This window comes from Candidatus Methanoperedens sp. BLZ2 (genome assembly GCF_002487355.1).
Lineage (GTDB): Archaea > Halobacteriota > Methanosarcinia > Methanosarcinales > Methanoperedenaceae > Methanoperedens.
The window spans coordinates 78,534-104,984 of sequence record NZ_NTMG01000040.1 but is presented as its reverse complement, the minus strand read 5'-3'; the positions used below and the strand labels follow the sequence as shown (position 1 = coordinate 104,984).

Genomic DNA, 26,451 nt, shown 5'->3' with positions numbered 1-26,451 from the left:
AAATGCTATTACAAGAAGCAAGAGAATAAATTAAAAGGGGCTATCCTTATAGCTTGTGACCATAACATTACGGCTTATTTCAACAACAAAGCATGGTGCAATCTATTCGTAAAGGTGCAAAACAATGATGGAATGGGAGGAATTAATTAATGGATGGGCTCCATTTAGCCATAAACTATTTATACTAATACTTTAAATGATTATTATAATGATTAGTATAATCAGCATGATTAGATTGTAAGGAGATGAAGAGAATGAGCGAATCAAACGAAGTAGTTTTGTGGATGGAAAAATGCGCACCTGAGAGGCTTGCTTCAAATAAAGTGATGTTATGTACAAGAAATATATTTCTCCTTGAAAATATGCGCGACATGTTCATAGATGAATATGAAGCAATATTAAAAGGCAGCGGCAATGCAGGAATTATAAAATTATAATTTTTATGGAAAATATAAAACGTTGTCCGGATTGTACTCGCCCTATATGCCAGAGAGTCCTGACATTACGTGGCTGCAAAGAAAAACCGATTGAAGAAGTAACAGGGATTCCTATGAATCCTTATTCGATGCACGACCTATTTACAACAGGTTAAATCATCAAATTCTTTTTTCAATTTTAATGCATCTATCTCCAGGTTTGGGCTTTCACATATGACCATTCCTTTAATATCGAATTCGGAAAAAGCTTTAGCTAACTCTTTATATTTGAAATCAGACGCTTCGAATTCAAGATGTTTTGTCTCACCCTTTGGAGAATATTCTATTCCTGAAACATGTACGTGCATGTTGTTTAAACCATCGCGTCCGAGCTTATTCTCAATGTCAGTGAGGATACCTGCAAATTCTTCCTTTGAGTTATTTTTTCCATTCAGGGCATGAAGGTGCGAAAAATCAATGCATGGTAATACGCCTGCCACTTCTGTAATAGTAAGAACTTCATCAAGGTTTCCGAACTGGGAATTGCGCCCCATGGTCTCAATACGAAGTGTAATATTCAAGCCTTCAGTATTCATTTCTTCACATATCAGGATAAGTTCATTTTTAATTTTTTCGTATGCATCATGGCGTGAATCTTTCTCTATAAAACCTGCATGAATAATCACGCTTCTTGCACCGCATATGTGTCCGATCCGCGCAGAATTCAGTATTCGTTCCCTGCTTTTGAGCCGGGTTTCACCTTCACCATTTAGATTTATATAATACGGGGCATGCACGCTTAATCCTATATCCAGCTTCTTTGCCAGCACGCTTACCTTCCGGGCAGTCTCTTTTCCCATCTTAACTCCGCGGACGAACTCAAGTTCCATGCAGCCAAGGCCAAGCTCATGAACACGCTTTATCCCTGACAAACTATCAGTTCCATTCGAGCTTATGGGTACGCCAGCAGTACCAAAGAGCAAACCTTCCATTAACCCTCAATAGTAGGAGGGGAATATCCGTACCATGAACCTTCCTGGTCAAGGTAATACAATGCATCCTCAAGTGTTTTCTTATGCTCAGTTTCAAAAAGTACAAGTCTGGCGAACAGGTCTTTACTGGATTTATTATCGGTTCTATCTGCACTTTTGGAATACAATTCAATAGATCTTTCTTCTGTCCTGATGCCAAGCTTGAGAATATCCCTTGTTTCTTGCACGTTCAAGGGTTCGAGGGATTCCGGGAATATGCGCCTTGCTTTTTCCCTGTTCACTTCATCCACCGTACTGATGTCAAAAGATTTTCCTGTGATCTTCAGGAATTGTTTTTCAAGAAGTTGTCTGTGTTCCCCTTCATCCCTTGACAATCCTTTGAATAATAATTTTGCATTCTCATCTTCAATTAAATCACTGAATATCGAATAATATTCCCTGCCATAGATCTCAATAGAGATCGCTTCTTTGAGTATATTTAGAATCTCCATGTCTTGTTCATTCATAATAATTCATCCTGTAAAGTTGATTTCAATAGGTGTACTACTCCCCCTGAAGGGTTGGAGCTTCCCGTTCCATAGTATCTATACTTAGATTACTATATATCGTTATGCTTAACCCTGACCCACTGTTATAAAAAGGATAAAACCATTTAGTTAACGAAACTACCATACTACCATGACAGACCACCCTAAAGTTAAAAACTACATGACAACCGAAGTAGATACTGTATCCCCGGAAAATACTGTCAAAGATGTCATAGAACTTATAAAAAGAACAGGACATGACGGTTTTCCTGTGGTCGAAAATGGAAAAGTAACAGGATATGTATCCGCTTCAGGTCTCCTTGAAAAAGCGCTTGGTGAAAAGGTCACAGGTGTAATGAGCCGGGATGTGCTTGTCGCGGACACAGAAATGGAGATGAGTGATGTGGCGCGTGTCATATTCAGGTCAGGCAAATCAAAATTGCCGGTTGTTGATGAAAGCGGGCATTTACGTGGTATTATTACAAATTCAGATGTTATTCGCTCGCATATTGAAAGGACAAGCCCCCAGAAGGTATGGACACTCAAGAAGACCCTTGAGGCCATTCACAATATCCATGTGGATGTTATCCGCGAATCGGTAAACATCGATGAACTTGTTCCCACGCAGCCCAAAGTGTATGCAGATGAACTTGATGGAAGGATATATGAACTAAAAAAAGGGCTGGCTGAGCCAATAGTTGTAATAAGAAAGACCAATAAACTTATTCTTGTAGATGGTCATCACAGGGTAATTGCAGCTAAAAAACTCGGGATAAAAAGCATGGATGCTTATGTCATCCCGGTAAGAGATGAAGTCCATCTTGGTATGGAAAAAACCGCTATGTCATCTGGTCTTCACACACTCTCCGATATTAAAATACTTGATTATGCCAAACATCCTCTCATTGAGATCACAAAAAGGCTCAAAAAAGATGATGAAAACGGTATGTCACATGTCTAATAATGAATCTTATTTGCTTTAAAAAATATTTTTTTAATACAATGCAAGTTTGCTTAGTATGTCTGTTTTTGAAATAAGCCCTGCAAGCTCCCCATCGATTTTAACCATCAGCCGCCCTACTTTTTCTTTGTTAAATACTTTAACAACTTCATATAAGGGCAAATCGCCATCAACGGAGATTATATCCCTTGTCATAATGTCTTTTATCTTCAGGCTTGTTTTCCCATCTGCAAGCGTTTTCCCGATATCTGTCAGGGTAACTATCCCCACGATACCATCCTTGTCTTTAACCGGAGCACCATGAATATTATTCTTAACAAGTATCCGTGAGGCTTCCTGAATCGTTGCTGTGGGTGGAATTGTAATGGGATTTTCTTTTATATAGTTCTTAACGGGTTTTTTGGGAAGAGATATCATTTCCTGTATGACAAATAATACCGTATTCTGTGTATCATCTCTGCCGATCACAGACCCTCGTATCACTAATTTATTTACTGGCGTCGGCCCTATCACAAGATTATCTCCAACCTCGAATTTTCTTATATCTCCTATAACATGTACAGTAGCATTGCACAGGTCCGGATGCCTTACAGTCGTGAAACTTATTTCTGCTGCTGTAGCATTATCTACTAATTCATCATTCCGTCTTAAAGGAACATTCTTCTCGATTTCCATATCTGTTAATTTAAGCACACGATACGTGTCCCCTGTAGCCTTATATCCTCCTTTGGGCCCGGGCACTCCTTCGACTAATCCAAGTGCCTTCAATGATTGCATTTGATTCCTGACAGTTCCGGGATTTCTTTCTATGACTTCTGCTATATCTTCCCCTTTTATTGCATGTTTTTTTGTTCTATACAAATTTATTAATGCTGTCAGGATTTCCTTTTGTATTGGTGTAAGTTCCATAAATTTTAAACTCTCTATGTTTCTAATTTTCTTTTGTTGTATTTATATTTAATGATAATGACAATTATCCATTTATTTTTTAATTTAACTTCCTATCATTTTTTTAGTTATATTAGTATTCGCTGATATACTGCTGACAGTATAATTAATATAACTTTTATTGTAGTAATTTTCTTATTTTACCTCATCTATTTATTATGTTATATTTATCTTTCATACCTTAAAACATTTGCTTGTTCATAACGTTTAATAAACATAATCCTTTCAAATAACATCTTAAAAATTAGATTTTATACTTGTTGAAAAGTTCTTTTCTTACTGGACATTTACAAATAAATGAATATCCAAATGATATCCTGTGATGGCAGGGTTCAAGATTAATACATTTAATAAAATGGATTTTGCCATCAATACAAAGTTCAACTTTACAAATATCGGTTCCAGATAGGCAGGATAGATTCTTTTTACAGTTAACTTTTTTTAAAATTTCTTCATCTATTTTTATAACTGTTTTTAATATCATAACCTACATTTTTCAATGATACAAAATAATACCAAGAGCATTATATGATTTTACCCAAACTTTACCCGGACAAGACTTGCATTCTTAGGTAAACGATTTATAAATATACGCTAAAAAAATAAAGCAATCAGATCCTGAACTATTTTTCAATAAAGCTTATTAACTAAAAAGTCATCTGGAACGAAATCGTGTGATATATTTTATTCTCACATTATAATTATTGGAGGACTATTCAATGGCAAGAAAACCAGGACGAATGTACAAGAAAATTACCCAGCGCTCTTATACGAGACGAGAATACATGGGCGGTGTTCCGGGTAGCAAGTTAGTGACTTATGACATGGGCAATTTAACAGAGGATTTCCCGATCCAGTTGACACTCGTGACAAAAGAAGAATGCCAGATCAGGCACAATGCCCTGGAATCAGCGCGTATTGCAGCAAACAGGATATTGCTTGATACTTTAGGACAGCCTAATTATCATTTAAAGATCAGGGTATACCCTCATGAGGTGCTGCGAGAGAATAAACAGGCCACAGGAGCAGGTGCAGACCGTGTATCACAGGGAATGCGGCTGGCATTCGGAAAAGCCATCGGGACTGCGGCAAGAGTAAGAAGGGGCCAGGAGATCATGAGCGTATTTGTTACTCCCGCCAATTTCAAACTTGCAAAGAAATCATTGATCTCAGCCGGATATAAATTACCGACCCCGATAAGCCTGGTAGTGGAAAAAGGACAGGAACTGGTCCTTACTTGACAATGAATGATTATCTGGATAAACTGGACAGGGCATTAAATCATCTGCCTGAAGTTAAAAGCTCAGGGGAACGTTTTGTTATCCCCGAGCCTAAACTCCTAACCGAAGGAAAGACAACAGTACTTGAAAATTTTGCTGCGATAGTGGATAAATTGAACCGTGAGCCTTCGCATATATTCAAATTCTTATTGCGGGAACTCGGAACAGCAGGTAAGATCGATGGTCCAAGAGCGATATTCCAGAGACGATTAACTTCAGGTATGATTTCCGAGCTCATCAACGCATATGTAAAGGAATATGTAACCTGCTCAGAATGCGGACGTCCGGATACACACCTTATAAAAAGTGAAAGAGTCCTTACATTGAGATGTGATGCATGCGGCGCGCATAGACCTGTAACGAAACGGCGGGCAACATTGATTGCCAAAGAAGAGGCACTGGTTGAAGGCGAAACCTACGATGTCAGAATTGATGCAGTAGGAAGCAAAGGCGACGGCATTGCCAAAAAGGACAAGTATACGATTTATGTACCAGGTACTGTCAAAGGGGATACTGTAAAAATAAAGATCAAGAAGATCACAGGTAATCTTGCTTTTGCAGAAATGCTTGAGAAAATAACATAGAAATAACAAGATCTCTATTATTTTCTCTTCGTTATTTTACGAATCGTTATTTTACTAATTCCCCTGGTGCTATCATCGCTTTACTTTCAACAACAGCACCCACGTTTATCATGCTATTAATACCAGTATGAACATCATCTCCCATGATCGTTCCAAGTTTCCTTCTTCCTGAATCTATAAGTTTTTCCTTTAATATTACACGAATTGTCCTGCCATCATGCCTTAAATTCGCGACCTTTGTTCCAGCCCCGAAATTGCATCTTTCCCCGATTATGCTATCACCCACATAACTCAGATGCCCGATATGCGTTCCCTTCATTATAATGCTGTTCTTGATCTCAACCGCATTTCCGATACGAACATTGTCACCGATACTTGTGCCTGGACGGATGTAACAATTAGGGCCGATATCGCAATTCTTACCGATAATGACAGGCCCTGCTATATATGAACCATTTCTTATGATCGTGCCCTCACCGACTGAAACACTGCCTTTTAATGTCGCAAAAGGTTCTATCTCACCAGATATGTCTGGCTGTAAAACAGACAGGAAATATTCATTGGCATCAAGAAGTTCCCAGGGTCTTCCGATATCCATCCATTTATCGGAAAGTGTAAGAAAACCAACATTTGTTCCTTTATCGATGAGCATCTGTAGCGAATCCGTTATCTCATATTCCTTTCGTATCGAAAGCGGGGTAACACTGATAGCATCAAATATCGATGACGGAAATACGTATATTCCTGCATTGGCAAGATTCGTTGGCGGATCCGGGGATTTTTCAATGATACGCAAAACCCCTGCACCCTGGACTTCAAGGACACCATACTCTGAGGGATTATCAACATGCCTTGCTGTCAATACCACATCCGAACCGCATTCTATCAGTTTCTTTATATGTGCAGGATTTACTATTATATCCCCGTTCAATACCAGGAACCGGTCACCAACCATTCCCTTTGCCGAGCCAACAGCATCAGCAGTACCCATCTGTTTTTCCTGGTGGACATATTCTATGCTGACATCAAAAAGAGAAACATCTTTGAAATAATCTTCAATAATTTTTGCACCATACCCTACAACAAGTACGAATTCCCTGATCCCGGCATCACGCGCCGATTGGATCACATGTAAAAGGAGTGGTTTGTTCGCTATTGGCAGCATTACTTTAGGGATATTGCGGGTCAGCGGCCCCATTCTGGTACCCTGGCCAGCTGCAAGAATTACAGCCTTCAAAGTGACTCCTTTGCCAGCCTTTCTGCTTTTGCATACAATTCTTCTACACCCTTTCTCGCTTCTGCCGTTATTCTTATCTTGGGCTCAGTCCCGCTTGGGCGCACAAGTATCCATCCATTATCAGAATCAACCCTTATTCCATCTACATCTGTGACGTCTCCTATTTTCCTTAATGACTCTGCGATCTTTTTCATTGCCGCTGCTTTATTCTCATTACTGCACTGGACAGCTCCCCGTATCATTGGATATGTTGGAAGTTCATCTATCAGGGCATCAAGTCTCCCTTCATTCTGCACGATCTCAACAAGTCTTGCTGCTGCCAGAATACCATCCGGGCATAAAGAGATGCCCGGGAATATCCAGCTGCCTGATGGCTCGCCGCCAAATTCGGCATTTCTCTTTTTCAATTCTTCCGCAATATACACATCGCCAACACGCGTTCGATATATTTCCCTGCCCTTGAGGACATCATCGACCATAATTGAGGTGTCAACAGGCACAACAATACTGTGTTTTGTTTCACGGATACCGAAGAATGCAAGAAGCTTATCCCCTTCTATGTACCTGCCTTTCCCGTCAACAGCCATCATCCGGTCAGCATCGCCATCGTGCGCTATGCCAAGATCAGCGCCAAATGAAAGAGTGGCCTTTTTCAACAATTCAAGATTCTTCTCGATTGGTTCGGGATCTCTTGCGGGGAAAAATCCATCAGGCTGGGAATTAAGAGTTATAACGGTGCAGCCCATACGCCGCAGAACATAAGGTGTTATTACGGAAGCTGCGCCGCATCCGCAGTCAACAACCACTTTCAGGGAAGTGCGCCCTACCTTACTGAGTATCATTCTTGCATGGTCTTCAATAGCATCAGCCTGGAAAACATTTCCGATATTTTGCCATTCTGCGGTCTTCCATGTCCTATCCTTTATAATCGATTCAATTTCATCCTGCTGCCTGGAATCAAATGCAATACCATCCCTGTTCCAGACTTTTATGCCGCAGTACTGCGAAGGATTATGCGATGCCGTTATCATAATGCCACAGCTAAAATTCCGTGCAGCATATGCAAGCGTTGGCGTAGGCACCATTCCGATGCGCGTCACACTGCACCCGGCTGACAGAAGCCCAGAGATCACAGCATGCTCGATCATTTCTCCTGAGGTCCTGGGGTCACGCGCTATTACGGCCGACCCATGAAGCGAACCCACCGCGAGCCCGACCTTGAGGGCAAGTTCCGGAGTAATTTCCTTATTCGCAAGACCTCTTATCCCTGATGAACCAAATAATGCCATAATTACTCCACCGTTACGCTTTTTGCAAGGTTCCTGGGTTTATCGATGGGGCAACCCAGTGCATCAGCGCTGCTGTATGCAAGAAGTTGTACTACGACAGATGTGAGTACCGGGTAAAGCAGTTCATCTGCTATCGGAACTTTTATGACCACATCCACATATTTATCTATTTCATTATCATCCGCGCATGCTATTGCAATGACCTGGGCGCTTCGCGCTTTCACTTCTTTGATGTTGTTCACCATTTTATCGTACGTTGATGATCTTGTGGCAAGCGCCACTACCGGGGTTTCCTTTGAAATAAGAGCCAGGGGCCCATGTTTCAATTCGCCAGCCGCATATCCTTCAGCATGGATATAGGAAATCTCCTTGAGCTTAAGCGCGCCTTCTAAAGCTATCGGGAAATTCAGGGATCTTCCTAAAAAGAAATAATCCCTTGCATTTGAGAACCGTTTTGCCTGTTTCTGTATGAATTCCTTGTTATTCAGGATCTGCTGGATCATACCAGGAAGCTGTTTCATTGAAACAAGAAGGCGTTTCGACCTGTCAACATCCATTTTTTTCCTCTTTCGTGCAAAATAGATAGAAAGTAGATACAGGGCAATTAGCTGGGACGTAAAAGTCTTTGTGGCTGCAACCCCTATTTCAGGGCCAGCTCTTGTATAAACAATATTTTCGACTTCACGGGAAAGTGTTGTGCCTACCACATTCGTTATTGCCAGGGTATGGCACCCGTAGGTCTTTGCTTCTCTTGTTGCTGCTATTGTATCTGCGGTCTCCCCTGACTGCGATATGGCTATTACAAGCGTGGATCCTGAAAGCACGGGATTTGCATACCTGAATTCCGAGCTTATTTCCACATCCGTATGTATTCCCGCCAGTGACTCAAAAAGATATCTACCAAGAAGCCCTGCATTATATGATGTGCCGCATGCGATTATCACTATCCTTTCAAGATCCTTTATCTCATCAATGGAAAGAGTGACCTCGCCGAGAATTACTTCACCGCTCAGTTCTGATATCCTGCCCAAAAGCGTATCGTGGATCGATGTAACCTGTTCGTGTATCTCTTTTAACATGAAATGAGGGTATCCCGATTTCTCGGCTGCTTCTATGTTCCATTCTATGGTCTCGGTTTTCTTTTTGACAGGATTACCATCGAAATCAAAGAACTGCATACCTTCCCCGGTCAACTGCACGATCTCAAAATCCTGCATATAGACCACATCTCTTGTATTCTTCAATAATGCAGTCACATCCGAAGCTATAAAATTTTCACCTTTTCCTGCACCGGCAACAAGAGGGCTTTCTTTTCTTGCTGCAACCACTGTCTTTGAATCGCTGCATAAGTAGGCAGCTGCGTATGAGCCTTTTACTTTCTTCAGGCCTTCAATGACAGCCCTGACAAGGTCTCCCTTATAATATTTATGGGCGAGGTGTGCAAGCACTTCCGTATCTGTTTCTGATACAAATTCGTATCCTTCGGCCTTTAACCAGTCATACAGTTCCTGGTAGTTCTCAATAATTCCATTGTGGACGACTGCGATATTTCCTGAAACATGGGGATGCGCATTGACTGTGGTTGGCGCGCCCTGTGTTGCCCAGCGCGTGTGCCCTATACCGCATGTCCCTTTCATATCAGGAAGTTTTGTTTCAAGGTCAGCTATTTTACCTTCTGTTTTACATACCGATATCACTTTATCTGTTAATATTGCAAGGCCTGCAGAATCATACCCCCTGTACTCAAGCCTTTTTAATGCATCTATAAGTATTGGAGTTACCTGCCTTGTTCCAACATATCCTACTATACCGCACATTTTTATTGCCTCACAGAACAATCGAGTTCGGAGGCAGGTCTTTTGTAACCCTGACTCCATGATCAACAGCACAGCCTGTTGCGATCATTTTTCCAGCCCTGACAAGTACTGATGGCCCGATAATGTTATTGTCCCCAATAACAGTTCCCAGTTCATCCGCGCTATGAAGTATGCCCTTCATTTCTATTTTCAGGTCTTTTCCCACATCAGAAACAAAATGGGGGCCGATAATATTATTACCTCCAATAATGGAATTTGAGATATATGAACCAGACCCTATACGCACATCGTTCATGATAATACTATTTTCAATCTCCGTGAATGAACTTATCGAACAATTATCACCTACAGCCGTTGAAGGTAGAATAGTAGTATTTGGACCGATATTACAATTCTTTCCAATAATGACCGGACCCACGATATAAGAACCGGACCTGATAACTGAATTATCCCCGATAGCTACATCACCGATTATTACCGCACCTTTCTCGATCGATCCTGCTGCCTTCACTTCTTCGATTTTTCCAAGGAATATTGAGTTTGCTTTCAATAGGTCCCATGAATGTACAGCATCGATCCATGTGCCCTTTGTGGTTATATTTGTGACATTAGCGCCTTTGTCAATAATTCTCTGGATCGTATCTGTTATTGCATATTCACCGGTCTCTGAGATCGGGGTTTTATCTATTTCATCGAATATTGAAGATGAAAACATGTATATCCCTGTGTTAATAAGGTGACTTATTTTATCACGGGGCTTTTCTACAATTCGTGAAACCTTTCCTTTGTCAAGTATGATCACACCGTATCCTGTTGTCTGTTGATGCATTGCGGTAAGAAGCGTTACATCACCGGATGCCCCTTTTATCAGGTCGCAGATCGTTCCTGCATCTATAAGGTTATCACCATTCAGTACAAGGAATTTTTCATTGACCATTGACTCTGCAAGCTTGACCGCATGAGCTGTGCCAAGCTGGGCATCCTGTTCAATATAGCTGATGTTTACCCCGAAATCCAGGCCATTCCTGAAATAATCCATTATACGCTCTTTTTTATATCCCACGACCAGGATTATTTCTTTCAGGTCGTTTTGTGCAAGCGCCCTGATAATATATTCAAGGATAGGTCTGTTTGCGACCGGGAGCATGACCTTTGATCGGGTCAAAGTGAGAGGGCGGCATCTTAATCCCTCTCCAGCGGCAAGAATTAAAGCTTTCATATAGTTCCTCTATATCTAAATCAATACATTTTAAAATTAACTATTTCAGAATTAGCATAGCAAAATATATATAGAACCGCAAACAATGAAAAACTCCTTACAAATCTGGATTTGTATCGTTATTGATTTGTACAGTTAGTGAATTCAACGGAGGTTACTAATATGAAAATAAAACCAATAGGTAAAAGGGTTTTAATTAAACCGGTAAAGGAAGAAGAAAGAACTAAAGGCGGGATATACATCCCCGACAGCGCAAAGGAAAAGAAAAAACAGGGGGTCGTGGTTGAAGTGGGCAGTGTGGAGGAGAAAGAATTCCCTGTAAAGAAGGGTGACGTAATATTATATTCGGGTTACAGTTCCGAAGAACTGGAGCTGGATGGGGAAAAATATCTCATTCTTGAATCAAAAGATGTAGTTGCAAAGATCGAGGCTTAAACATGGCAAAACAATTGGTTTTCAATGATGAAGCAAGGCATGCACTTTTAAGAGGCGTGGACCAGCTTGCTAATACGGTAAAAATAACACTCGGACCAAAGGGCAGATATGTGGTACTATCAAAAAGCTATGGAAGCCCTGTCATTACCAACGACGGCGTAACGATCGCCAAAGAAATAGACCTTAAAGACCCTTATGAGGATATGGGAGCTAAACTTGTAAAGGAAGTTGCTACAAAGACCCAGGATGTGGCAGGAGACGGTACAACAACTGCAACGCTTCTTGCCCAATCCATCCTCCATCACGGCATGAAGAACATCACGGTAGGAGCAAATCCAATCGAGATAAAGCGCGGCATAGACCGTGCTACTGAACTGGTTGTCAAGACCATAAAAGGTATGAGCGAAGAGGTCAAGACAAAAGAAAAGATCACGCAGGTCGGGATCATTTCAGCCAACAACGATGAAGAAATAGGGAACCTCATATCTGATGCAATGGAAAAAGTTGGAGCTAACGGTGTTATAACCGTTGAAGAAGCAAAATCCATGGAGACATCGCTTGAAGTCGTTGAGGGTATGCAGCTTGATAAGGGTTATATGTCACCGTACATGGTAACTGACAAGGAAGGAATGGAAGCGCTTCTTGAAAACCCCATGATCCTCCTGTTTGATAAGAAAATAAGCTCAATGAAGGAATTCCTCCCGATTCTTGAAGCAGTTGTGAAAGAGAATAAACCGCTCCTGATCATTGCCGAGGACCTGGAAGGCGAAGCTCTTGCTACGATCGTTCTTAATATCATCCGCGGGACACTGAAGATATGCGCGATAAAGGCACCTGGTTTTGGTGATGAGCGAAAGGAAATGCTTGAGGATATTGCTGCCCTGACAGGGGGAAAAGTCATCAGCGAAGAGCTCGGGATGAAGCTTGAGAACGTAAAACTCTCTGACCTTGGAAGTGCAAAGAAGATAAGAGTGACAAAGGAAAAGACGATCATCATAGAAGGCGAAGGAAAAAAAGTCGATATAGACAGGCGCATATCCATTATTGAAGGACGCATAAAGCTTGAGGAATCGGATTATAAAAAGAACGACCTCAGGAAGCGCCTTGGCAAGTTATCAGGCGGCGTAGCCGTGATCAATGTTGGTGCAGCTACTGAAACTGAACTCAAGGAAAAGAAAATGCGCATTGATGATGCCCTGAACGCAACAAAAGCCGCTATAGAGGAAGGCGTTGTGGCAGGCGGCGGAATAGCATTATTAAGAGCAGCGGCGGCGCTTGATAGTCTAAATCTTGAAGGAGACCAGAAGATCGGCGTGGATATTATCAGGAAAGCAATCGAAGAGCCGCTAAAACAGATCGCTGCAAATGCGGGCCGTGAGGGCTCGGTTGTCATTGAGAAGCTAAAGGCTGAATCAAATTCCAATATGGGCTATGATGCGAAGACAGATGCTTATAAGGATATGATCGAAGCAGGCATCATCGACCCTGTAAAGGTCGTTCGAACCGCACTCCAGAATGCTGCAAGCATAGCCGGTCTGATGCTGACAACGGAAGCACTTGTGGCTGAGATTCCGGAAAAAAAGAGCGAGATGCCTCCCATGCCCGGACCTGAAAGCTATATGATGTAATAACTTTACAATTAAAGTTACCAATATGGATTCCTTTGATACCGGGAATCCATCTTGATGTTTATTTTATTAAAATAAGGTGTTTTGATTTATATGATTGTTCATTCAGGGTCAATAAAATTTATATATGAATGTTCCTATATCTTATATTGGGAGGTTAAAAAAATATGGATCTATTAACTACAATAGTTGTGATTCTATTGGTCCTATGGTTGTTAGGATTTGCAGTCGGCACAATCGGCAATTTAATTCATATATTGCTGGTCCTTGCTATAATAGTAGTGCTGATTAGAATCATACAGGGACGAAGACCTATCCCTGAATAGGGAAACTTAGGTATAAGTAACAGTGTAACCGGGTCGAGCCTGGCTGAGTTTCGACAGAAGCCAGCCTCATTTTTTCCTATTATTGTCAGTTTGAAAACTTCTTGCACTCTCAAGCGCCCCGCACCGCGCACCTTCAAGCGTAATAACTTTTCCTGAAATATTACCGATATCGATATTTAACTCTATAGCACTTGGCTCTGATAACCTCGGTGCTGTCGGACTTCCGGGGCACAGAAGAAGGACATCACTTTTATCGATAACAGGTTTATGAAGATGTCCGAATACAAGCACATCCACATCCATTTCTTTTGCCATGTACCTGGCCCCTGTTGTGTCATGGATCGAAAGAGCAGCTTCATGTATTATCCCTATTTTTGTGCTTCCGGCCTTGATAATTTTTCTTTCAGGAAGTGATCTCTTTAAACTCATCTCATCCATGTTCCCATGAACAGCATAAAGATTGCAGATACCTGAAAGTTCATCATAGAACATTTTGGTGACAAAATCCCCCGCATGGATTACCATATCAGCTTCTTTGATCAATTTAACAAGTCCTGCAGGGAGCGCTTCGGTGACAGAGCCTGATTTTATATTTATATGAGTGTCAGCCAGTATTATTATCTTCATACGTATCCGTAATCCATATAGTTCAATTCTTTCTTGACTTCCCCCAGGAATTTCCTGTAGGTATCAGTTGAAAAATCAAGCCATTCCTTAAAATCAGCGTTCAACTTCTTTCCTATGGTATCTTCTTTTTCAGTACTGCTCTTTTCTCGAAAATCCTTTAATTCCTCAAGATTCTTTACAACATAATGGAAAAGCGCTGTTTCAGCAAATGGTTTCGGGATAAGGGGAGAGTTTGAGGAAATTTTCAGCATCAATTCCTTTTCCATCATAATCTCATCAGGTGTAATTCCTGAGCTTTCAATCGCTTTATTCAATGTATCATTACTGATCTTTCGCTTTTCCTCAGGGCTGAATTTACGGATACCATTCCTCATATTTTCCTCATATATTTCTTTTTGCAAAAGTTCATGGAAGATCGCATATTTTAAGATAGTCTCACTGGCTTCCTCTATATATTTTGTATTAAGCGTAATTATCGAATACCATGAACCTTCGATATAATAACGCCTGTTGAGGGCGACAGCATAATCAAAAACACCGGGAAACGGAGCAAAGATGCTCTGCGAAAAGACAATCGCATCAGTTGAAAGAAATAATATATTTTCTTGAATTAACTTTTTAACCCTATCAAGACCGGATGTACCAAAAACAGATTCCGGTTTTTCCATATATTGCTCGTTGCGTGCGATAATTGTTTTCAGATCAGATGGCTTTAATCGGTTCAGCGAAAAGGCAATATCCTTAGCAGCAGAGCTTATCCAGAGTGAATATTCCTCTTCAAATTTCTTTTTTGAAAGCTCTTGCATAATTGATAAATCACAATTTTCCAATAAATAGTTAATGCGAATACCTCGAATGTGCCACCCTTGTGAGATGCTCTTTTCCAAGTTTTGAGCGGGCATCTTCAAATAAAGCCCTGATACGTGTTTCATCAACTAACGGATCATCTTCTTTGCATTCCCCGCTTTTCTTGCATTCCTGCGCCAGGCGGTATGCCCGTTCTTCAAGCTGGGGGAGTGTCTCTTTTAATGTATGTTCCAGCCACTTGTCGTCCTTTGAGAGCACACCGACGAACATTGAAGGGATCACATCCCTTTCTATGATCTCAAGCCTTTTCTTTGCACTAACAGTTCCCATCAGGAACTATTTTAATTTATTACGATATAAAACTTGGGTCAATTGCTTATTTATACTCCAGTTCCAGCAGCTTTTTTTGAACCATGATTGTATTGGATAAATCAAGTATATTTTCCCTCAACCGCCTGTGAAGACTTGCCCTCACAAGCATACCCCTCACATCAGGTTTTTCTGCTGCTTCAAGCAATCTATTCAATATGGCGATATGGCTTTCGAATTCCCTGGTTATCCTGACCGCATATTCTGCGCACGAAGGATCAGGTTCTCCGGTTCCGCTTTCCATCGGGGTGCCGGGTAGAGGCTGGAATGGCAGGAAACGCGCTGCATCTGCCCCGATATCCACAGCCTGCGTAAATTTAATTTTTTATACTGATTAAAAATAACAGTAAACTTACAGTAAACTTATAGAACGTTATCGTAAGTTATATTTACCTCAAGGTCTTATTGAGGCACTCCCCTAATACAAAAAGTGGATGGAACTAACTACAATCTTAAAAGTTAATAACAATAATCCACTACAGGGAAGAAACCGGGCTCGTGGTCTAGTTGGTTATGACGTCGCCTTGACATGGCGGAGATCCGGAGTTCGAATCTCCGCGGGCCCATATTAAACATATTTTTGGCTATTATCAGTTATCTTAATCTCATTATTGTTATGCAATTCGTTGAAAAAGCATATATAGTAAAATAACAATATAAATATATAGCCATTCATTCGAAGGAGGCTTTCAAAACATGGTTACAGATCTAAAAGAGTTTGCAAAAGCAGCAAAACCATCAGTTGCCGTCGTAGGCTTAGGTGGTGCAGGTTGTAATATTACGACCTGGATTGCAGAAAAAGGTATTACAGGCGGAAGGATAATTGCAGCAAATACTGATGTAAATCATCTTTACGTTCAAAAAGCTGATAAAGTGATCTTACTCGGGGAAAAAATATGCAAGGGTCACGGCTGCGGCGGCTACCCGGAAATGGGTGCGCAGGCCACAAGGGAAAATATCGATGAATTAAAAGCTGAACTTGAAGGTACAAATCTTGTATTCCTGGTCGCCGGATTGGGCGGTGGAACTGGAACTGGCGCAATACCGGTTGTTGCAGAATTAACCCGCTCCGTTAACGCACTTACCATCGGCTGCGTTACAATCCCGTTTACAATTGAAATGTCAAGAAGGGAGAAAGCAAGAGAAGCAATAAAACTGCTTGCAGAATCCTGTGACTCTGTGGTAATAATTGATAACTCAAAATTAAGGGAAGTTGCAGGAAACCTGCCCTTAAAAGAAGCCCTTAATGTTGCCAATGCGCTCGTTGGTGCATTTGTAAAGAATCTTACTGATACTATCACCCAGCCAAGCCTTGTGAACCTTGACTATGCAGACCTTCGCGCTGTAATGGAACGCGGCGGCATCTCTTCGATCGGCATTGGTGAAGGAGATGGTGTGGATAGAGTCATTAAAGCTGTTTCACAGGCCATCAGTACACCACTGCTTGACGTTACAAATATTTCCGATTGTTATGGTGTGCTTATCCACATAGTTGGTGGCGAAGACCTGACACTCGAAGAAGTAGCGGTCACAGGTGAATTGATCATGGACAGGGTCCCGAATACCAAGAGGATAATCTGGGGCGCAAAAGTAGATAACAGCCTGACAGGAAAAGTCCGTGTCATGGCAGTATTGACCGGTGTTGAAAGTCCATTCATATCAGGCTCCGCGGAAAAAGTCAAAGAGCCTGAACCAGAGCCACCAAAACCAGAACTAAAGCAGGAGCCAAAACAAGAGCCACCAAAACCAAAGCCTGCACCAAGGATCGAGGTGCCGAAACCACAACCAGAGGTTGAAGAAGAAAAGAGCAGTAATTATGTCTGGTATGCAATAATACTTTTGATAATACTGATCCTGGTCTGGTGGTGGTTACAATAAACCATTTCCGGTTATAAGCCGGAAATTCTTTTTTCTTTTTATCTAAAATTCAAACCTTCTTTCCAATTTGATAAAAATTAACGGACTCGCCGCGATTCGAACGCGGGTCTGCGGGTTCGAAGCCCGCCAGGATATCCTGGCTACCCCACGAGTCCAAGGGAATGACAACGGGTTTTATAGTTTAGCAGGTATTAAATTATAAATTTTTGATAGTTTTTGTTCGATTTATTAATTTCCTGCTTTTTAACTAATTAGCGGTGAAACGGGCATGATACTATAAAAAGGTTATATTGTATGATTGTTTTAATTCATGGAATAATGAAGTGAATAAAAGCTTAATCTTAGATATTGCAAAGAATTTCTTTGGCTTTCAATCTTGTTTATGTTTAAAGCCCCTTTCTGAAGCATATTTACCAAGAGTGTTTGGCCCCAGCAGGAATAATATATTTTCGTGAAGGGGCTGCCCATAAGCGTATTATATGGTTTTCAAACACACTTCAAAATCCTAATTGCCTGCGGCTCATATCTTTTCGCACACGACCAGCTCATTCCCGAACCCGAATACATGAAGCGTCCTTGTCCCGGCCAATCCTTCCTCAAGCTTTGTCCTTATCTCCCAGTAGTTTTTAGGATCAATATCAAACCGCAGGACAACATTCTTTGCTTTCCGGGATTTTAATATATCTTTTAATTTTAACATATCCTTTTCCGTACTGGCTAAAAACCTGTAACTGTCTTTAAAAAAACCGGAACCAATAAGATTTGATGAGGTCAAAAGTGTACGCCTTTCATCACCTTTATAGAAAAATACATCTTTATTTTCTTTTGCCAGAATCTGTGCTAATTCATTCAATAGCTTTGCTTTAACAACAGAAGGCTCGGGTTCATAAACATAATCACAAACAGGACTTTTCCTGATCCGGGGAGCATCGGATGAACCCAGTCTTTCACAGCCGGGAAGCACAACAGCACTTCTATCACAGGATTTTAGCGAGCCTGAATATAATGTCAGCCTGTTCAATTGCCCATTCAATGAAAGGTACTCGCGCTCGCAATCAAGAACTATCCGCTCAGGCGGCATCTGGGGGGGCGCATGGAATGCAAGATCGGGTGTAATATCAGAATATATTTTTATTATTTCAGGAATTGATGGCTCAAGATTCTCAAGAGTCCTTTCCTTCTCTGAGAGAGGTCTTGCAGGATCGGAAAAAATGATGTCAGCATCAGATACTTTTTCTTTTATCTCAGGAGATAGCGCATCACCGGGTATGAATTCAACATTGTCAACACCATATAACCTGCAATTCTGTTTTGCATACTCAAGCTTTTCAGGATTTCTTTCAACTGCATAGACTTTCCTGCACTCTTTTGCAAAAAAAATAACCTGTCCTCCGATCCCGCAGCCCAGGTCTGCGATTATATCTGTCTTTAGTCTTCGTGCTATATATTTCGCGACTGTTTCGGGCGTTGAAAGCTGTAAACCTTCTGAATTTGAATAAATTGGTTTTGTGAATTTAATAGTATGTTTATCACGGGTCATGATATGTCATAATGTCCATGGTTTCATATTTATGTTACCTATATTTTTTGAGCCCTCTCCATGGCTGAAGCCGGAGATTCCAGGAGTTCATATAACCTCTCTGTGGCTCTCATCTTCATTGATTCGGATTACAGCATCCACAGCCTCAGTTATAGTCGCTTCTGGTTTAACGGGCGATCCGCTCAGTCTCCGGCCTACTCCGAAGCTGGCAGGAACCATTTTCCCGCCATTTGCAGATTGAATTACCCTTGATACCGCCGCGCTCAGGACTGGTTCCAGACCTGGCCAGAGCAACCTTGCCCTGGCTATATCAAGGGAGCCTGTACTTACATCAATACATTTGCTCAGGAACGCTGAATACAGGTCTCTTTGCATTTCTATACCACAGCAAATATGCCATCTCTGGCTGAGAGGTTTTTTAACTGCATTTGCGCAGATATGGCATACCTGAGACAGCTTTGTGCTGTTTGTAGGGAATTCGTTCAAGTATCCTCCAGCATTCTCAGCTTTTCTTTTGAGGCTGCTTATGAACATTGATGGTGCTCTCATTAGCACTGATTTTCCAAAATTCTTCTGCCATGAAATATAAGGGATTTTTTCTGTGTTTATTCTCGTTCCCGTGGCTATGATCTCGTTAATATCTTTTCCATGAAGAGATTTTCTGTGGGCAGCCAATTTCCTATCGAGTTCTGCTGCCTGGCTGCTTGTTTTGTTATAATGATTGGATTTTTTCCATTTCTTCTTACCCTTCTTGACAGTTCCATTCGTATTATAATTCTGGGGGTTATTTGCCCGCCTCTGCCTGTCCATTTTCCTCTGCAGTTTCCGTTTCTCTTCCTGTTTAGGTACAAGTTCACTGCAGAACTGTTTCAATTCAGCTTTTATACCTCCCACAATAGCTATTGTACCTGGGCCTATATCCAGTCCTATTTCTTCATTACCTATCTTATGTTCTGGTTTCTGGTACGGTTTTCCTTCAAGGATGAGCTGAATATAGAACCTGTTCTTTGAATTGATCTTTCTCCTGACGATCCGGCAGTATTTGATCTTATGTTCAGGTTTTAAGCCGTATGCGATGACTTTATTAGTTTCATCGATCACGCATGGTATTTCCAGACCCGACCAGTACAACGAATTATTCCTGAAAATTAACCCGGTCAGGTTATTTTTCCCTTCAAGGGTATCGAACTGGTTCTTGCCTTTGAACCTTACATTTTTGGCTTTCCCGAATGCCTTTTTCTGGACAGCTTTGAACGCTCTTGTAGCTATTTTCTGCGTTATATGGCTGTTGATATGCTCTTTGATCCAACTATCTCTTATCGTACCGGCATGATCATGAAGAGCATACTCTGTGAAACCGTATTCTCCATTCAAATTTCTGAATTTTTCAGTTCTTTCTTTACCTGCTGGCAATACTATGATTTTCTTGAACTCCCTGGACTGCCTGATAAGGTCAAGTCTTTTCAGGGCTTCTCCAAGACAGGCATTATACAAATGCCTTCCAGCTTCCAGCCGTGTTAAAATGGCAGTCTCCTGTACTGATGTGGTTTCTAATGGCAGTTCCAGCACGAAAGAGGGAGTTTTGCATTTCATATTTCATATTGTTGAATGTATAGTTTTGGTCTTGAATCTTAGCTAAGCGGCCTGAAACTAATCCGTGTTTATTTCAAAGGGGAATTTCATCTCCACGACTGAAGTCGGGAGCTTTCTTCCCCCTTTGAACCCATTTCTGTAGTAATGTATTTTTTAATAATGCGAAAAATTAGTTTTACATTATTACATTATCCAAAAATAGGTGGTTACCAATTCATAGGTTCGCCATTTAAACTTATCTGTTTTTTATGCTTGCAGTAATCCAATGTAATTGTTACAATACTGTAAAAATAGGTCTATAATTATTAGTGTTCACCCCCCATTGTATTTTAGTCATAAATATAAGTGGAGGAGTGAACATTGGAATTTAATGTAGATAGGCACGTAAAAACCTATTGGGACAAATTTATCGGTCTGACCGATTCAAACAATGAAGAGTTTACAGATGCAACCTTCAAGAATAGTGTTCGAGCATCAAAGTTTCTGGAAGGATTAGATCTTGACCCTATAATGCCTGAAATCAACAAGCATTACACCGTTAAAGAAGGAGTGGAAACATACCCAAGAAGGGCAATGGTAAAGACATTTATCTGGAGAAACATAAAGACAATAAAATATTTTACGAAAGAGGAAAGATACTTAAAAACACATCCAGATGAGGCACTGGAATTGGGTTTCAATATTGATCCGGATGGCAACGTCATTGTTCCAGATCATGAAACTTTAAGGCATTTCGAAAAGGTAAGAATGGATAACAAAGGCATGGATGCGATAATGCAGCTTTTTTGCATAAAAGTTGTAGATACTGGCAACAAACTGGGTTTAAAAATTGGAAAATGTACAGGAACAGATAGTACCCCGATCAAGACGCATAACGATCCTGATGGAAAATACAATGGGTATTATAAGAAAGAGATGATTAAAGCACAAATAACTATGGATTATGAGCATAATATTCCTCTGGCTAAAAAGGTATGCGGTGGTACAGAAAGTGATGACCCGTATCTTGAAGATATGCTCCGAATGACGGCAGTATCTGCCAGGATGAACATGGAGGAGACATGGTTTGATGGCGGTTATAATAGTAACAAAAACATTGCGTTTGCTCATGTTGAAATGGGTTTGATGTCACATTATCATATTGACAAGGATTGGAGAGAAAATGTAAAATACGAGCATAAATTTAACGGAAAAACCTACTTCTACTCCCCTGAACGGGAGATTAATTATCTCTATAGAAAAAATTGGCAAGATCCAAAATATAAGAAAGATGCTTCTCTTGAATATATGATGCAATTTCTTGTCAAAAAAGGATTTCATGATCCTGTCGCCATGTATTTCAGAAATGAATATATGCAAAGGTATGAGGAATGTCCGGATAATATTCTTGATCTTTATCATAGAAGAAACAGCAACGAAGGAATCAATAGCTATCTGAAAGATCATCTTGAAGTTGAAATTCACTTGAATGGCAAAGGTATGAAGAATATTGATCTTCATGTGACAGAGTGTTGTATTGTCATGCTGGCAGTAGCATTTACACGATTGCAGCATGGAATAAAAGAAAATCTTTCTTCAGTTGTATATCTCACATAGGAGGTGAATAAAAATCTACCAATGGTTTTAAGGGGGTCTTGGTAACCACCAAATATACTTTCGTACATAAACGAACAGTATTTATATTACTAAAACAATTTAGACTCTATGGAAAGTCGGACAACAGCAATTTTATATACCGATCATGGTATGATAGCGCTGGACAGTCCGGTAAAATTAAAAATCCTGGAAATCCTTGAAAACGGGACTGCATCATTTGATGAACTTGTGGAAAAATCTATGAAGGCAAAATCCACGATTTCGGTACACCTGAACGATCTAAAGGAATTAGATCTTATCCGGGAAAAAACATTCCCGAATGATAAACGGAAAAAATTTTTTGTTTTAAATGCCATATATCTTGCTTTTTCACAGACACCATTGAATAACCATTATAAAATACAAATGGATTGCATTTCAATATCGAACGGGAATTCATTCAAAGAAAAACTTTTCTGCACACTTCGATATGGAATGGAAGCATATGGAATAGACCCGGCACCTATTTTAAAAACACTTGGGAACAGTATTGGCGAAAGGATCAGTCCGGAATTGAAATCCCGTAGTTTTGCAGGCATACTTGAAGAATTATCTGTTTTTTGGGCAGAACATGAACTTGGGGAAATGAACTTATTAAAAGGCGATCAAACAGAAATTTCGGTTATTGATTGTTATAATTGCGGCAAAATGCCAGATGTGGGAAAAACATTGTGTTCCATGGATGAGGGGATCATTGAAGGGGTTTTGTCCAGTAAATTGAAATCAGAATTCAGGGTACGGGAGATAGAATGTTATGGTACCGGGTATGATAATTGCAAATTCGTCATTGAAAAATTAGAAGTTTAATGTTAACTGCAAGACATGCATTCAAGCCCGCTGAATTTATTGACAACCGGACAGTCCGAATAATTTTCAGTGTCACAGAAGCTTGCTATCTCGGCCTGTGATGGTTTATGAAACTTCGGGTCAAGCATACAGCGTGTATTTTTAAAGTGCTGGCATCCCATAGAATACCTCCACAGCATTTATTGCAAGAATCTGTATTAAAACTGACGATTGGAATGGGGCAGATTTTTCAATAAAAAAATATGGAAAGAAATTAAAAAACGTTAGAGGAATCTTATTCCGGTACTGAGCAATCCTGGCACAGATAGGTGCCCAATTTCATATCATCACAAAATTCAAAAGTACCTTCACCGCAATTCTCGCATACTTTCCTCTTCATCACAAGGTCTGGTTGTATTAAAGTCTCCATTTTAATCACCAATCTATAATGATTATTCATTCTATTTAAAGCTTATCATGATTAATAGTGCTAATAGTTCATAGAATAAATAATGGTTCAATCTATAACTTAGCATGTTTTACTTTATACTCAAATAGCCGATTGTAAAAACTTTTGAATATTTTCTGCATCTTTTCCCGTTATCCCGGGCGCCTTTTTTATCCTGGTAACATCCGCTTTCCTTAATTCATCAACTGATCCGAAATACTTCAAAAGAGCCTGTTTCTTCCTGATACCAATTCCTGGTATCCTGTCAAGCAAAGATTCCGTGATTTTTTTACCACGCAGTTTCCTGTGATACGAAAGCGCGAACCTGTGTGCTTCATCCCTGATCCTTTGCAGCAACTTAAGGCTTGCTGACTCATAAGGTAAGATAACCGGGGATTCCTTATCCGGAGTAAAAATATATTCAAATTCCTTTGCAATGGATGCAATATTCAATTTCAGCCCAAGTCTTGAAATAGCATATTGAGCTGCACTTAACTGCCCTTTTCCACCATCTATCAAGACCAGGTCAGGCATCCGCTTTCCTTCCTCAATCCGCCTTGAATATGCTCTTCCCACAACTTCCCCGATCATAGCATAATCATCCGCGCCTTCAACTGTTCTTATCCTGAACCTGCGGTAATTCTTTTTATCCGGTACCCCATTCTCAAACGAAACGAGGGAGCCTGTTGCATTCGTTCCGCTGATGTTTGAAATATCAAAGGCTTCTATTAATGAAGGTAAAACCGGAAGTGATAATGCATCCTTAAGGCCGGGAAGTGCCTCATTTGCCCCCAAACTGCGTGAAAGTATTTCCTGTTTAAGCAGCATTCCGGCATTTTCCATGGCAAGATCCATCAACCCTTTCTCAACTTTATTTTTTGGCGTCTTGACCTTTGAACCTTTTCCTGAAAGCCATAGGGATATTGCCTCATCAATAATTTCCTCCGGGGTTATTATTTCTTCAGGAGGTTCTACATTCTGGTAATATTGTTTTATTAAGCTTGGAAGAATCTCTTTATCTTCTGATCCTGCAGTGTCAAGTGAAAAAGTCTCCCTCCCGATGAGTATTCCTCCACTTACATGGAATACCTGTGCGCTGCCAGAATTTCCTTTAACTGCATATGCAATAATATCCTGTTCTTTCCTGCCCGAAAGATTCACCCGCTGCTTTTCTGAAAGTTCAAGTAAGGCATTGATCTGGTCGCGGATCCGGGCAGCCTTTTCATAATCCTGCATTTGCGAAAGCCGTTCCATTTCCATATTGAGTGATTGGATTAACTGATTTTGTTTTCCTTTAAGGAAAGTTGTGACATTATTTATTATTTCAAGATATTCCTCTTTCGTGATACTGCCAAGACAGGGTGCAGCACATTGCTTAATATGGTAATTGAGGCATGGGGGACAGGGTAGTTTCTTCTTGCATCTCCTGATACCAAGACCTGAAGCCATTTTTATCACTTCCCTTACTGCTTTGGACCCTGGATACGGCCCGAAATATTGTGCCCCATCCTTTTCCCGTCTCCTGGAAATGCATATGCGCGGAAATTTCTCATTGGTTAGCTTGATAAAAGGATAATTTTTATCATCCCTGAGTTTTACGTTATAGCGCGGCCTGTGTTCTTTAATTAGATTTGATTCAAGAACCAGTGCCTCTATCTCGTTTCCGGTTGTAATATATTCCAGATCCCAAAAATTTTTCATGAGGAGGCGGTTTTTGGGTGATTCCTGCTCCCTGAAATAGTGGCTTACCCTGCTTCGAAGTGAATTTGCTTTCCCGACATAGATCACTTTGTTTTCCCTGTCTTTCATAATGTACACGCCAGGGGAAACAGGGAGTTTTTTTACATCGTCAATATTTTTTGTCATATTTGTAAAAACCACAGAGTGCACAGAAGACACAGAGAAGAAAACAAATCATCTCTGCGAACTCTGAGTCCTCTGTGGTTGATTTTCTTATTCAAGATACAATTAATCTGAATAAATAAAAAGTTACCTGCTCATTGTTAATTTATTTAAGCAGATTTGATAAATCCCATGATCTTTCAATTGAGTTTTAAAACCTCCACTCCCCAACCCGTCGATAGCCACCCAATTTCATTCTGGACTATTCATCGACAAGTCTATACATATATTATATTGTATATAACATTTACGGTTAAGCCGTTCATATTCAAGTTCAAGCATTTGAAAATATAGTGATTCATTTAAGTATTAGCTATGGTTTAAACTTTGATATATAGGGATGCTGAAAAAAGGATATTATTATATAACAATAGAGTAGTCTTAATCTTATTTATGCAAAATCCCAATTTTCTTGAAAAAATCTTTGGTAAAACAGCTCAGCTGGTAGTCCTTGAACATTTGCTTGATAATAAGAATAATGACACATACCTGTCAGGGATCGCTGCAGTTACAGGCCTTTCCCATTCCACTGTATCAAGAGTAATAGAGCCGCTCCTTGAAATTAATGTAATTACAGAAAAACCGCTTGGAAAACAGATCCGGGTTTTCAGGCTGAATATGGATAGCGAGCTGACTAAATACCTGCTAAAAATCAATGACGACCTGAAACGTTTGATGAACGGTGGTGAAAAACAATGAATGGGGATATAGATAATAAAATAATTGAATTAATAAAGAAAAATGAAAAAATATCTAATTCCGAGATTTCCGGAATACTTGGAATTCCTGAAGATGAAGTGGCACAAAGAATAGAAGGATTTTCAGATAAGAGGTCAAAGATCCTGTTAGTTGATGATGAGATCGATACACTTCTGCCTTTAAAGAGGTCTCTTGAAGTCGAAGATTATATTGTCATCGGGGCAGGCAATGGTCCGGAGGCGCTCATTAAAGCTAAAACCGAGATTCCCGACATTATACTTCTTGACCTCATGATGCCTGAAATGGACGGCTATGAAGTGTGCGAAAAATTAAAAAAAGATCCCATAACAAAAAATATCCCGGTTATTATACTTACTGCGAAAGATGCAGTCAGGGATAAAGTTAAAGGCCTGGATATTGGCGCAGACGATTATGTGACAAAACCTTTCAATCTTAATGAATTGAAAGCCCGTGTGAAAAGTGTTCTTCGAAGGACGAAAAACTAAGA

Annotated in this window: 29 protein-coding genes and 2 tRNA genes; 13 read left to right on the top strand and 18 right to left on the bottom strand. The window is 40.4% G+C overall.

Annotation, left to right across the window (positions count from 1 at the left end; translation table 11 throughout):
* Positions 1 to 254: 254 nt before the first annotated feature.
* Entirely contained in the window at positions 255 to 437 is a 183-nt protein-coding gene (locus tag CL181_RS07000; protein WP_097298591.1) for a hypothetical protein, read from the top strand.
* 137 nt (positions 438 to 574) lie between these two features.
* On the opposite strand, the gene CL181_RS06995 is transcribed toward CL181_RS07000, so the two are convergent.
* Together CL181_RS06995 and CL181_RS06990 are read right to left on the bottom strand one after the other, a co-directional pair.
* Positions 575 to 1,408, bottom strand: coding sequence for a TIM barrel protein (locus CL181_RS06995; protein WP_097298590.1), 834 nt, complete (start codon positions 1,406 to 1,408; stop codon positions 575 to 577).
* Positions 1,408 to 1,914 carry a ferritin family protein gene (locus CL181_RS06990; RefSeq protein WP_097298589.1) on the bottom strand — a complete coding sequence of 169 codons (507 nt, stop codon included), beginning with the start codon at positions 1,912 to 1,914 and terminating at the stop codon, positions 1,408 to 1,410. The genes CL181_RS06995 and CL181_RS06990 overlap by 1 nt, the downstream gene beginning before the upstream one ends.
* A 172-nt stretch (positions 1,915 to 2,086) precedes the next feature.
* Between CL181_RS06990 and CL181_RS06985 the strand changes: the two genes are divergently transcribed.
* On the top strand, positions 2,087 to 2,896 hold the full coding sequence (locus tag CL181_RS06985) for a CBS domain-containing protein (protein WP_097298588.1): 810 nt from the start codon (positions 2,087 to 2,089) through the stop codon (positions 2,894 to 2,896).
* Positions 2,897 to 2,929: 33 nt separating this feature from the next.
* Here CL181_RS06985 and CL181_RS06980 read toward each other — a convergent pair whose 3' ends face one another.
* Together CL181_RS06980 and CL181_RS19715 are read right to left on the bottom strand one after the other, a co-directional pair.
* Positions 2,930 to 3,805 (bottom strand): CBS domain-containing protein, encoded by an 876-nt coding sequence (locus tag CL181_RS06980; RefSeq protein WP_097298587.1) that lies wholly within the window; start codon positions 3,803 to 3,805, stop codon positions 2,930 to 2,932.
* Positions 3,806 to 4,088: 283 nt separating this feature from the next.
* Complete coding sequence (locus CL181_RS19715) at positions 4,089 to 4,328, bottom strand: hypothetical protein (protein ID WP_141398828.1); 240 nt, start codon at positions 4,326 to 4,328, stop codon at positions 4,089 to 4,091.
* Positions 4,329 to 4,563: 235 nt separating this feature from the next.
* Between CL181_RS19715 and CL181_RS06975 the strand changes: the two genes are divergently transcribed.
* Together CL181_RS06975 and CL181_RS06970 are read left to right on the top strand one after the other, a co-directional pair.
* Positions 4,564 to 5,085, top strand: coding sequence for a 50S ribosomal protein L16 (locus CL181_RS06975; protein WP_097298586.1), 522 nt, complete (start codon positions 4,564 to 4,566; stop codon positions 5,083 to 5,085).
* A 2-nt stretch (positions 5,086 to 5,087) separates the two neighbouring features.
* Entirely contained in the window at positions 5,088 to 5,708 is a 621-nt protein-coding gene (locus CL181_RS06970; RefSeq protein WP_097298585.1) for a translation initiation factor IF-2 subunit beta, read from the top strand.
* A 46-nt stretch (positions 5,709 to 5,754) separates the two neighbouring features.
* On the opposite strand, the gene glmU (CL181_RS06965) is transcribed toward CL181_RS06970, so the two are convergent.
* Genes glmU (CL181_RS06965) through glmU (CL181_RS06950) form a run of 4 tightly spaced genes read right to left on the bottom strand, consistent with a single transcriptional unit; the run spans position 5,755 to position 11,270 of the window.
* Positions 5,755 to 6,945 (bottom strand): bifunctional sugar-1-phosphate nucleotidylyltransferase/acetyltransferase, encoded by a 1,191-nt coding sequence (gene glmU / locus CL181_RS06965; protein ID WP_097298584.1) that lies wholly within the window; start codon positions 6,943 to 6,945, stop codon positions 5,755 to 5,757.
* Complete coding sequence (gene glmM, locus CL181_RS06960) at positions 6,942 to 8,234, bottom strand: phosphoglucosamine mutase (protein WP_097298583.1); 1,293 nt, start codon at positions 8,232 to 8,234, stop codon at positions 6,942 to 6,944. The genes glmU (CL181_RS06965) and glmM overlap by 4 nt, the downstream gene beginning before the upstream one ends.
* Before the next feature lie 2 nt (positions 8,235 to 8,236).
* The gene (glmS, locus tag CL181_RS06955) at positions 8,237 to 10,051 is read right to left on the bottom strand and encodes a glutamine--fructose-6-phosphate transaminase (isomerizing) (protein WP_097298582.1); all 1,815 of its coding nucleotides are present in this window, start codon (positions 10,049 to 10,051) and stop codon (positions 8,237 to 8,239) included.
* A gap of 10 nt (positions 10,052 to 10,061) precedes the next feature.
* Positions 10,062 to 11,270 carry a bifunctional sugar-1-phosphate nucleotidylyltransferase/acetyltransferase gene (gene glmU, locus CL181_RS06950; RefSeq protein WP_097298581.1) on the bottom strand — a complete coding sequence of 403 codons (1,209 nt, stop codon included), beginning with the start codon at positions 11,268 to 11,270 and terminating at the stop codon, positions 10,062 to 10,064.
* A gap of 162 nt (positions 11,271 to 11,432) precedes the next feature.
* On the opposite strand from glmU (CL181_RS06950), the gene groES reads away from it, so the two are divergent.
* The 3 genes from groES (at position 11,433) to CL181_RS19710 (ending at position 13,659) form a co-directional block, all read left to right on the top strand.
* On the top strand, positions 11,433 to 11,705 hold the full coding sequence (groES, locus tag CL181_RS06945; protein WP_097298580.1) for a co-chaperone GroES: 273 nt from the start codon (positions 11,433 to 11,435) through the stop codon (positions 11,703 to 11,705).
* A 2-nt stretch (positions 11,706 to 11,707) separates the two neighbouring features.
* Positions 11,708 to 13,333 carry a chaperonin GroEL gene (gene groL, locus CL181_RS06940; protein ID WP_097298579.1) on the top strand — a complete coding sequence of 542 codons (1,626 nt, stop codon included), beginning with the start codon at positions 11,708 to 11,710 and terminating at the stop codon, positions 13,331 to 13,333.
* Positions 13,334 to 13,500: 167 nt separating this feature from the next.
* Positions 13,501 to 13,659 carry a lmo0937 family membrane protein gene (locus CL181_RS19710; protein ID WP_141398827.1) on the top strand — a complete coding sequence of 53 codons (159 nt, stop codon included), beginning with the start codon at positions 13,501 to 13,503 and terminating at the stop codon, positions 13,657 to 13,659.
* A 66-nt stretch (positions 13,660 to 13,725) separates the two neighbouring features.
* Here the strand turns inward: CL181_RS19710 and CL181_RS06935 are convergent, their stop codons facing one another.
* Genes CL181_RS06935 through CL181_RS06920 form a run of 4 tightly spaced genes read right to left on the bottom strand, consistent with a single transcriptional unit; the run spans position 13,726 to position 15,766 of the window.
* Positions 13,726 to 14,286, bottom strand: a complete 561-nt coding sequence (locus CL181_RS06935; protein WP_097298578.1) for a metallophosphoesterase — start codon at positions 14,284 to 14,286, stop codon at positions 13,726 to 13,728.
* Positions 14,283 to 15,092: a hypothetical protein gene (locus tag CL181_RS06930; RefSeq protein WP_097298577.1), complete on the bottom strand. Its 810-nt coding sequence runs from the start codon at positions 15,090 to 15,092 to the stop codon at positions 14,283 to 14,285. Before CL181_RS06930 ends, CL181_RS06935 begins: the two co-directional genes overlap by 4 nt.
* Positions 15,093 to 15,123: 31 nt before the next feature.
* Positions 15,124 to 15,423 carry a hypothetical protein gene (locus CL181_RS06925; RefSeq protein ID WP_097298576.1) on the bottom strand — a complete coding sequence of 100 codons (300 nt, stop codon included), beginning with the start codon at positions 15,421 to 15,423 and terminating at the stop codon, positions 15,124 to 15,126.
* Between the two features lie 46 nt (positions 15,424 to 15,469).
* Entirely contained in the window at positions 15,470 to 15,766 is a 297-nt protein-coding gene (locus CL181_RS06920; protein WP_097298575.1) for a hypothetical protein, read from the bottom strand.
* A gap of 188 nt (positions 15,767 to 15,954) precedes the next feature.
* Between CL181_RS06920 and CL181_RS06915 the strand changes: the two genes are divergently transcribed.
* Positions 15,955 to 16,028: transfer RNA gene (locus CL181_RS06915), tRNA-Val, on the top strand.
* Positions 16,029 to 16,158: 130 nt separating this feature from the next.
* On the top strand, positions 16,159 to 17,340 hold the full coding sequence (gene ftsZ, locus CL181_RS06910; RefSeq protein WP_097298574.1) for a cell division protein FtsZ: 1,182 nt from the start codon (positions 16,159 to 16,161) through the stop codon (positions 17,338 to 17,340).
* 81 nt (positions 17,341 to 17,421) lie between these two features.
* Here the strand turns inward: ftsZ and CL181_RS06905 are convergent.
* The 3 genes from CL181_RS06905 to CL181_RS06895 form a co-directional block, all read right to left on the bottom strand.
* Positions 17,422 to 17,495, bottom strand: a tRNA-Arg gene (locus CL181_RS06905).
* A gap of 365 nt (positions 17,496 to 17,860) precedes the next feature.
* Positions 17,861 to 18,880 (bottom strand): methyltransferase domain-containing protein, encoded by a 1,020-nt coding sequence (locus CL181_RS06900; protein WP_097298573.1) that lies wholly within the window; start codon positions 18,878 to 18,880, stop codon positions 17,861 to 17,863.
* Between the two features lie 87 nt (positions 18,881 to 18,967).
* Complete coding sequence (locus CL181_RS06895) at positions 18,968 to 20,473, bottom strand: hypothetical protein (RefSeq protein ID WP_097298572.1); 1,506 nt, start codon at positions 20,471 to 20,473, stop codon at positions 18,968 to 18,970.
* 360 nt (positions 20,474 to 20,833) lie between these two features.
* Between CL181_RS06895 and CL181_RS06890 the strand changes: the two genes are divergently transcribed.
* Positions 20,834 to 22,069: a transposase gene (locus CL181_RS06890; RefSeq protein WP_097298571.1), complete on the top strand. Its 1,236-nt coding sequence runs from the start codon at positions 20,834 to 20,836 to the stop codon at positions 22,067 to 22,069.
* 108 nt (positions 22,070 to 22,177) lie between these two features.
* Positions 22,178 to 22,915: a V4R domain-containing protein gene (locus tag CL181_RS06885; RefSeq protein ID WP_097298570.1), complete on the top strand. Its 738-nt coding sequence runs from the start codon at positions 22,178 to 22,180 to the stop codon at positions 22,913 to 22,915.
* 2 nt (positions 22,916 to 22,917) lie between these two features.
* On the opposite strand, the gene CL181_RS20210 is transcribed toward CL181_RS06885, so the two are convergent.
* From CL181_RS20210 to uvrC, 3 genes are all read right to left on the bottom strand, one after another.
* Complete coding sequence (locus CL181_RS20210; protein ID WP_176505103.1) at positions 22,918 to 23,076, bottom strand: hypothetical protein; 159 nt, start codon at positions 23,074 to 23,076, stop codon at positions 22,918 to 22,920.
* A 113-nt stretch (positions 23,077 to 23,189) separates the two neighbouring features.
* Positions 23,190 to 23,324, bottom strand: a complete 135-nt coding sequence (locus CL181_RS21120) for a hypothetical protein (protein ID WP_255251465.1) — start codon at positions 23,322 to 23,324, stop codon at positions 23,190 to 23,192.
* 120 nt (positions 23,325 to 23,444) lie between these two features.
* A complete protein-coding gene (gene uvrC, locus CL181_RS06880) occupies positions 23,445 to 25,208 on the bottom strand; it encodes an excinuclease ABC subunit UvrC (protein ID WP_097298569.1) in 1,764 nt (587 codons plus the stop codon).
* Between the two features lie 429 nt (positions 25,209 to 25,637).
* Between uvrC and CL181_RS06875 the strand changes: the two genes are divergently transcribed.
* Together CL181_RS06875 and CL181_RS06870 are read left to right on the top strand one after the other, a co-directional pair.
* The gene (locus CL181_RS06875) at positions 25,638 to 25,943 is read left to right on the top strand and encodes a hypothetical protein (RefSeq protein ID WP_097298568.1); all 306 of its coding nucleotides are present in this window, start codon (positions 25,638 to 25,640) and stop codon (positions 25,941 to 25,943) included.
* Positions 25,940 to 26,449: a response regulator gene (locus CL181_RS06870; protein WP_097298567.1), complete on the top strand. Its 510-nt coding sequence runs from the start codon at positions 25,940 to 25,942 to the stop codon at positions 26,447 to 26,449. The genes CL181_RS06875 and CL181_RS06870 overlap by 4 nt, the downstream gene beginning before the upstream one ends.
* Positions 26,450 to 26,451: the final 2 nt, after the last annotated feature.